This is a genomic window from Pyramidobacter sp. CG50-2, assembly GCF_003612005.1.
GTDB lineage: Bacteria > Synergistota > Synergistia > Synergistales > Dethiosulfovibrionaceae > Pyramidobacter.
In genome coordinates this window covers 1-6,817 of sequence record NZ_RAWT01000078.1, presented here as the reverse complement: position 1 = coordinate 6,817, position 6,817 = coordinate 1, and the positions used below count along the sequence as shown (strand labels likewise).

Sequence of the window (6,817 nt, the reverse complement as noted above, 5' to 3'; positions counted from 1 at the left end):
CAGTTTGGCTTCGATCTTCTTGTTGCGATTCTTTTTCCGCGCTGCTTCGATTTCCGCCTGCTGTTCCGATGTGATCTCGTATTTTACGGGCATTCTCCATCACCTCGGGTGCATTATAACTGAGGTACGGGAAGTTTGGCTATACTATAAAGAAGTAGTATTAAAAAGTCTGCTTCGTTAGTCCCTTTATGTTCCAGGGAAAAACTAGATTCCGCCCAGTTTCAGGAGCTTCTTGGGGGCGCGCACGCGGAACGTGTGCAAATCGTTGACTACCTGGCTGATCTGAATGTCACAGGTGGCGCTGAGAAGGCGGTACGCATCCTGAAATTCCAGTCCGGTTTTTTTCATCAGATAATTGACCATGTCTTCGACGGCGGCACGCACGCCGTCTTTGAATTCCTTTGCGGAAGCGATCGTGTACATGCTGTCCTTTGTCTCCACCATAGGACGTTCGAGGCGCGTTCCTTTGACCACGGTCGTTTTCATCAGGATCGTGCCGGCCGTTTCGATGCCGGTGCCGCTGAGTTCTCCGTCGCCCATGCAGGCGTGCAAGTCGCCGACGGCCAGCAATGCCCCTTTGACGGCGACAGGCAGATAGACTTTGGAACCGACGGTGATGACTTTCGTGTCCATGTTGGAACCATGATCGCCGGGCACGGCACAATGAATGTCGCCGCTGCGGGGCGCCACGCCGATCACGCCCACCATCGGCGTCAGCGGCAGGATGATATCCTTGCTGAAATGGGCATAGCCGTCCTCGATCGGAATGATTTTCGTATTGGCTTTTTTCGTCTTCCTGCCAAGCACGCCCAGTCCCGGTGACGTGACCATGACGCCCTGCGGCGCAAAATCAATGCCAAGGATCTCGACGCACAGCACATCGTCCGGCTCGGCGCCGTTAACGTAAATCGGGCCGACCGAACAGTCCATGATGGAAATGTCGATGTCGGGGCGCAGCACGCTGGAATCTTTGATCTGACCACTGTAGCAGTCGTCGGTTTCGACGGTGAAAACTTCGCCGTCGTCGACGAAATACGCCGGCTTGTTGTCCTGGTTAAAAGAGAAAATAACTTTGTCTTTTCCTAAAAACTGCATTCAGCACACCCGCTTTACCACGCGCTCGGAAGGATGCCCGCGAGGTCGAAAATCGCGTAGACGGCCGCACCGCAGAAGAGGACGATCAGCAGGCCCTGAACCCAGCCGGCGCTGTACCAGCCGCACTTCCAATGTGGCTCGACGTCGCCGCTTTTGCGCGAGCTGTTCAGCATCATCACGGGCAGGATGGACATGATCACGCCGCCGAATGTTCCGGCCAGATAAATTGCGTCGACGAAGCCGACCATGCCGCTGTAGGCCAGCAGAAATGGAGGCACGCAGACGCAGATCACCGAAACGAGCCGGGTCATGAAATCGGTCTCGGACTTGAAATGGAACATGTCGACGATGTTCGTCAGGAAGCTGCCGCCGACGGCCCAGTAAGAAGTCATCATAGCGCACAGGGCGAAGATGTTGGCGACGAAGAAAGCCCACTGGCCAAGGGCTTCACCCCAGGCGATCGTGGCGACCTGCGTGACTTTTTCGGGGCCGGTCAGAGAGATGACGGCCAGGGGCACAAGAGCCAACAGCACGGCGGTGAGAAACATGCCCGTGGTGATGGCCTTGGGCAGTTCCCGAGGATCATGGCGCAGGCCGCGGGCCATTTCGGGCACGGCGTACTGAGCGATGTAACAGAAAATCGCGACGTTAAACACGGGCACGGCGTACGTCCAGTTGGCGTAAAGAGCGCTGTTCACATTCGCCTTGTCGGAGAGAAACGAAGCCGCGATAATCACGCCGACCATGACCATCATGCCGGTGCTGATGATTTTTTCGGCGACGCCGGTAGCCTTCAGACCCAGCCAGACGACGATGACGGCAGGAACGGCGAACAGCAGACTGCCCATTTGATTGGGAATGCCGAACATTTTGGCAAGAATATTGCCGCTGCCGGTCATGTAGGCAATCATGCAGCCGATCGAGTTGGCTGCCACGGAGATGAAGATGAGCGCGGCTCCCAGTTTGCCGACATAACGCTCGGCCAGTCCGGGGAGCTGCAGAGGTTTTTCCGTGCGCAATGTCGTCTCGGCGACGTACAGCATCGAGAATGTCGTGAAAATGCCGGCGACAATCAGCCACAGCAACAGAACCGGCCAGCCGGCCTTACGGCTCGAATAGGCCAGCCCGAGAATGCCGGAACCGATATTCGCGCCGACGACGATCATCGTCGCTTCCCAGAACGTCAGCTTGTGAACTTTCAACGCGGAACTCTGTTCGTGAGTGCTCATCCATATTTCCTCCTTGAAAAGCATAATCTATCTTTATGACAGCATTTTATAAAAGATAATATCATGATATAAGTCAGTATATCATGGAATGTCGAAGTGTCAAAATAACCGCAGCAGGGATTGGCGGAAGCACCGCATGTCATCCGAGGCGTCCGGAGAGAGTTTTTTATCGGGAGGTTTCAGTCTTTCGGAACGCTGCCTCTTTCAAGATAACGGGATCTTCCCATTCGAGCCGGAGCGATCGCCGCTGGCGGGACAGAGGACCGGGTTCCGGGAGGGGGTCTTAAGAATTGGCGCGATCTTCCGGTTCGGAGGCTTCAACATTTTCTTCGCTGCCGGGCTGAAAAGCGGTCATGTCAGTGAGGTGTTCCACGGCGTCGAGGCGGCGGCGCAGGACGCGGCTGCGGCGGCCGGTCTCCTCGATGGAGGAGGCGGCGGCGTTGAGCTGACGCCTCGCTTTGTCGAGGGCTTCGCCGAACTTGCCGAACTCGCCGCGCACGGAGGCGAGGAGTTCCCACACTTCGCCGCTGCGCTGCTGGATCGCCAGCGTGTGGAAGCCCATGCGCAGGCTGCTGAGCAGGGCCGCCAGCGTGGCGGGACCGGCGACGACGACGCGGTACTTGCGCTGCAGGCGTTCAGCCGCGGCGGGGTCGCGCAGCACTTCGGCGTACAATCCTTCGATGGGCAGGAAGATCAGGGCGAAGTCGGTGCTGTGCGGCGGCGCGATATATTTTTCGCAGACGTCTTTCGCTTCGCTTTCGAGCACTTTGAGCAGGCCGGCGCGCGCCGCGCCAGCGGCCTGTTCGTCGCCGCACTGCGAGGCGTCGCAGAGGCGGTGATAATCTTCCAGCGGGAACTTGCTGTCGATCGGCAGCCACACGGGACGCGCCTGCTCGCCGTCGCCCGGCAGGCGCACGGCGTACTCGACGCGCTCCTGCGAATCGGGGCGGATCGCCACGTTGGCGGCGTACTGCTCGGGCGAAAGGATCTGTTCGAGGATGGCGCGCAGCTGCACTTCGCCCCAGGAACCGCGCACCTTGACGTTGGTGAGCACGCGCTTGAGATCGCCGACGCTGCCGGCCAGGCTGCGCATCTCGCCCAGCCCCTTCTGCACGGCTTCGAGCTGCCGCTGCACGAGCGCGAAGGAACTGCCCAGACGCTTGTCGATGGTCTCCTGCAGGCGCTCTTCCACGCCGGCGCGGATCTTTTCCAGCTGTGACTGGTTTTCCCGACGCAGTCCGAGCAGGTCGGTCCGCAGCGATTCGAGGCGTTTGTCCACGGCGGCGTTGAGGTCGCCGCTGCGTTTTTCCAGCCGTTCGATGCGGTCGGCCTGCAGGTCGCCGATGACGCGCACCGACTCGGTGAGGCTCATCGAGCTGGCGCGCAGCGTTTCGTTCAGCTCGCGGCGCATTTCCGAATTTCGCCGCAGCGCCTCCTCGCTCTGGTCGGACAGTTCCTGCTGGAGCAGTTCCATGAGCAGGTCCTCCGTGGCGATGCGGCCGCACTTCTGGACAAAGATGAAAACGACGCAGGCGACCGCCGCTCCCAGCGAGCAGACCGCCGTGATCCATGGCAGATAGTTTTCCATGTGTTCTCCCGATTTCGTAAAGATGGCGTTCTTTCCGTCATTGTAGCACAGAAATAAAATATCAGTTTCCATAGGTTATTGTTTGTTGACATATTTTGTCGTTCCGACCGTCAGGGGCGCCATCGGCGACGGGATGAGAAAAACAGGAAAACGCCTCGGAAAAACGGCCGGAGCGGCTTCTTATACTAATTCTTGATAGAAAGTATTAACGTAATTTCCCGGGCGCTGTGGGGGAGTTCAGTCGCTCGGGACTGTCTCGACCGCCGCGCAATCCGCCCGTTCCGCTTTGTGGAGCTCCCTTGCCGCGTTATGCGGCGCGAGACGATTTTCGACAGCAGGAAAGATCCTGAGCGGGCGATGATCGCTGCCGCGAGAAAGAGCCCCGCCTGCGTTTTGTTCCGCAGCGTCGATTTTCATCCGCCGGGTTTTGAGGTATACTGAACGAAATTCGCCGGCAGAGGAGGTGGCGTCGTGGTCAAAATTCTCGATTTCAGCGTGCGGGCCAATCCGCTCGGCACGCCGGAAGCCATCAAAACGGCGCTGACGGCCGCCATTCGCGAACAGTGCGACGCGCCCGTCGACCCCGACTTCACCGCGCTGCGCCAGACCATCGCGCTGCGCCACGGCGTGCAGAGCGGACAGATCGCCGTCTCGCAGCGCGAAGAGGAGCTGATCGCGCTGCTCGCCGCCAGCGCCGGCGGAGCGCGCCGCGCGCTGCTGCCCGTGCCGTGCCCGCGTTCGTACGAGCGCGTCCTGAAACGCTGCGGCCTGGACGTGAAAAGTTTCGCGCTGCCGCTCAAGCACAATTACCGCATTCCCCGCGGCGCGCTGGCCGAAGCGCTGGACGGCTGCGACCTGCTCATCCTCGGCAATCCCTCCTTTCCGTCCGCCGCCCTCATGCCGCCCGCCGAGCTGCTGTCCGAACTCGACCGCTGGCTGGCCGGCGGCGGCTGGCTGATCCTCGACGAACGGGCCGTCGATTTCACCTACGGCAGCATCACCAACTCGCTGTGGTCGGGCGTGCGCCGCGAACCGCGCGCCGCCCTGATCCGCTCCTTCACCGATTCTCTGGCGCTCTCGCTCTGTCCGCTCAGTTACGCCGTCGGCGGCGAAGGCTGGATCTCCGCCCTGCGCGCCCGCCAGTTCGCGCCCGCGCTCAGCCCGCTCGCCCATTATCTGGCGCCCGCGCTCGAACGCATCATGCCCTTCCGTTCCAGCACGGTCGACGTGGTCACGCGCCTGATGCCGCGCCTGATCGGGCGCCTGCGCCGCATCTCCGGGCTGCGCCCGCTGCCCAGCGACGCCAACTGGGTGCTCTGCCGCCTCGAACGCGACGACATCACCGCTCCCGAGCTGGCCGCTCAGCTGCGCCGGCGCTCCATCCTCATTCTGCCCTGTATCGACGAACGGCACTTCACGCTCGGCCTGCGCGTCCCCATCGAGACCGACCGTTTCATCAAGGCCGCGCGCGAGATCCTGATGCCGAAAACGAAAGCGTGATTCGAGAAAAGACGCGGCCGCCGGCCGGAAGAATTTTCCGACCGGCGGCCGCGCCGTATTTTATCCTCATGGACCTCGCACGAGTTCAAGGCGGAACGGGGATTATTTTATGGCTCTGCCGATTTTTTTGTCCAGCCGCCACTGCGGCGGCGCGCCGTCGTCGCCCCAGTACTCGTCGATGGAGACGATTTTGCCGTCTTGCACGCGGAAGAAAGAGACGACGTGAAAGGACGGGCCGCCTCCCGCGGCGAAGACGCGGAGCGCCGTGACGATCAGCCCGCCGATCCGTTCGACCCGTTCCACTTCGCCGTCCCACGCGCCGGGATATTCGCAGTTGACCTCGATGAACTCTTCGGCGCTGAACGCTTCGTTCGTGTTGTGCCAGAACACGCCGGCGCTGGGCGCGAAGAACCTTCGCATGGCGGCGGCGTCCTGCCCCAGCGTCGCCTTCCAGAAATCGCGTATTTCCATGTGGATTGCCTCGCTTTCACCGTTTGCGGTTGTCGCCGCGGCACTGGTCCGCCGGGTACTTGCGCGCGTTTTTCGCCATTTTGCGTTCCAGCGCGCGGCCGAGGTCGATGCCGTTCATCTGCGCGAAGCGCAGCACGAAAAAGAACACGTCGGCCAGCTCGTCCTCGATGTGCTCGCGCGTTTCGACTCCGGCCAGCAGCTCTGCCTGCTGCTCCGCGCTCATGAAGCGGAAGATCTCCAGCAGCTCGCCGGCCTCGGTGGCGATGCCGATGGCCAGGTCTTTGGGATTGTGGAACTGATCCCAGTCGCGTTCTTCGCAGAACCTGCGCAGCCGGTCGCTCAAGGCGCGCAGGCTGTCGTTGTCCGTCATGTTTTTCACCTCCGTGACGCTTTATTTTTATACGAGAGACGCCGTTTTGGCAAGACGCTCTTTCGCTCCATAAAAAAACGCCCCGATCCCCAAGGATCGAGGCGCTGAAAGGTCGCAGAGCCTTTTCCCCGTGCGGGGGAAAGGTCACTCGCCGAGCAGGGCGGTCCTGACGTAGCCGGTGGCGTTGCGGACGAGCAGAAGCTTCTTCTCGCCGCAGCCGACGATCACGCGGTAACTGCCGTTGCGCTCGCAATACTTTGACGCTTTTCTCAGTCTTTCATTGTACGACATGTTTCTGTTGCTGACCTCCATATTTCTGTTACCTGTTACGGTACTGCTGCGCCGCCCGGAAGCATTGCGTTCCCGTGAGCCGAACGCTTTCGACCGGGGGCGGTTCTTTAATGCTCATAGCATTATCTTAATATTCTACCACAGATTTGTTTTTCCGCAAGAGGTGATATCGTTGCTGTGTCGTTGTTCAGTGATATGAAATTCTTCAAGGTAAATGCAACGCAACATCCGGTACCCCGTTGCATTAAATCTGAATTAAAAGAAGCTTGCATT

General features: G+C 60.1%; 7 protein-coding genes. 1 reads left to right on the top strand and 6 read right to left on the bottom strand.

Going from position 1 to position 6,817, the window contains the following annotated elements; all coding sequences use genetic code 11:
• Positions 1-204 precede the first annotated feature (204 nt).
• The 3 genes from D7D26_RS11560 to D7D26_RS11550 all read right to left on the bottom strand — a co-directional run bounded on the left by D7D26_RS11560 (position 205) and on the right by D7D26_RS11550 (position 3,912).
• Positions 205-1,095, bottom strand: coding sequence for an acetamidase/formamidase family protein (locus D7D26_RS11560; RefSeq protein ID WP_120373147.1), 891 nt, complete (start codon positions 1,093-1,095; stop codon positions 205-207).
• A gap of 14 nt (positions 1,096-1,109) precedes the next feature.
• On the bottom strand, positions 1,110-2,324 hold the full coding sequence (locus D7D26_RS11555) for an aromatic amino acid transport family protein (RefSeq protein WP_120373146.1): 1,215 nt from the start codon (positions 2,322-2,324) through the stop codon (positions 1,110-1,112).
• 283 nt (positions 2,325-2,607) lie between these two features.
• Positions 2,608-3,912 carry a DNA recombination protein RmuC gene (locus tag D7D26_RS11550; protein WP_120373145.1) on the bottom strand — a complete coding sequence of 435 codons (1,305 nt, stop codon included), beginning with the start codon at positions 3,910-3,912 and terminating at the stop codon, positions 2,608-2,610.
• 471 nt (positions 3,913-4,383) lie between these two features.
• Here D7D26_RS11550 and D7D26_RS11545 point away from each other — a divergent pair, with 471 nt between their 5' ends.
• Complete coding sequence (locus tag D7D26_RS11545; RefSeq protein WP_120373144.1) at positions 4,384-5,412, top strand: aminotransferase class I/II-fold pyridoxal phosphate-dependent enzyme; 1,029 nt, start codon at positions 4,384-4,386, stop codon at positions 5,410-5,412.
• A gap of 102 nt (positions 5,413-5,514) precedes the next feature.
• Here D7D26_RS11545 and D7D26_RS11540 read toward each other — a convergent pair whose 3' ends face one another.
• From D7D26_RS11540 to D7D26_RS12370, 3 genes are all read right to left on the bottom strand, one after another.
• On the bottom strand, positions 5,515-5,883 hold the full coding sequence (locus D7D26_RS11540; RefSeq protein WP_120373143.1) for a nuclear transport factor 2 family protein: 369 nt from the start codon (positions 5,881-5,883) through the stop codon (positions 5,515-5,517).
• Between the two features lie 16 nt (positions 5,884-5,899).
• Positions 5,900-6,253, bottom strand: a complete 354-nt coding sequence (locus D7D26_RS11535) for a nucleotide pyrophosphohydrolase (RefSeq protein WP_120373142.1) — start codon at positions 6,251-6,253, stop codon at positions 5,900-5,902.
• Between the two features lie 144 nt (positions 6,254-6,397).
• Positions 6,398-6,544, bottom strand: coding sequence for a hypothetical protein (locus tag D7D26_RS12370; protein ID WP_158606356.1), 147 nt, complete (start codon positions 6,542-6,544; stop codon positions 6,398-6,400).
• Positions 6,545-6,817 lie beyond the last annotated feature (273 nt).

Coding starts and splice junctions, on each gene's coding strand:
- D7D26_RS11560 (WP_120373147.1), bottom strand. CDS start 1,095: ATGCAGTTTTTAGGAAAAGACAAAGTTATTTTCTCTTTTAACCAGGAC.
- D7D26_RS11555 (WP_120373146.1), bottom strand. CDS start 2,324: ATGAGCACTCACGAACAGAGTTCCGCGTTGAAAGTTCACAAGCTGACG.
- D7D26_RS11550 (WP_120373145.1), bottom strand. CDS start 3,912: ATGGAAAACTATCTGCCATGGATCACGGCGGTCTGCTCGCTGGGAGCG.
- D7D26_RS11540 (WP_120373143.1), bottom strand. CDS start 5,883: ATGGAAATACGCGATTTCTGGAAGGCGACGCTGGGGCAGGACGCCGCC.
- D7D26_RS11535 (WP_120373142.1), bottom strand. CDS start 6,253: ATGACGGACAACGACAGCCTGCGCGCCTTGAGCGACCGGCTGCGCAGG.
- D7D26_RS12370 (WP_158606356.1), bottom strand. CDS start 6,544: ATGTCGTACAATGAAAGACTGAGAAAAGCGTCAAAGTATTGCGAGCGC.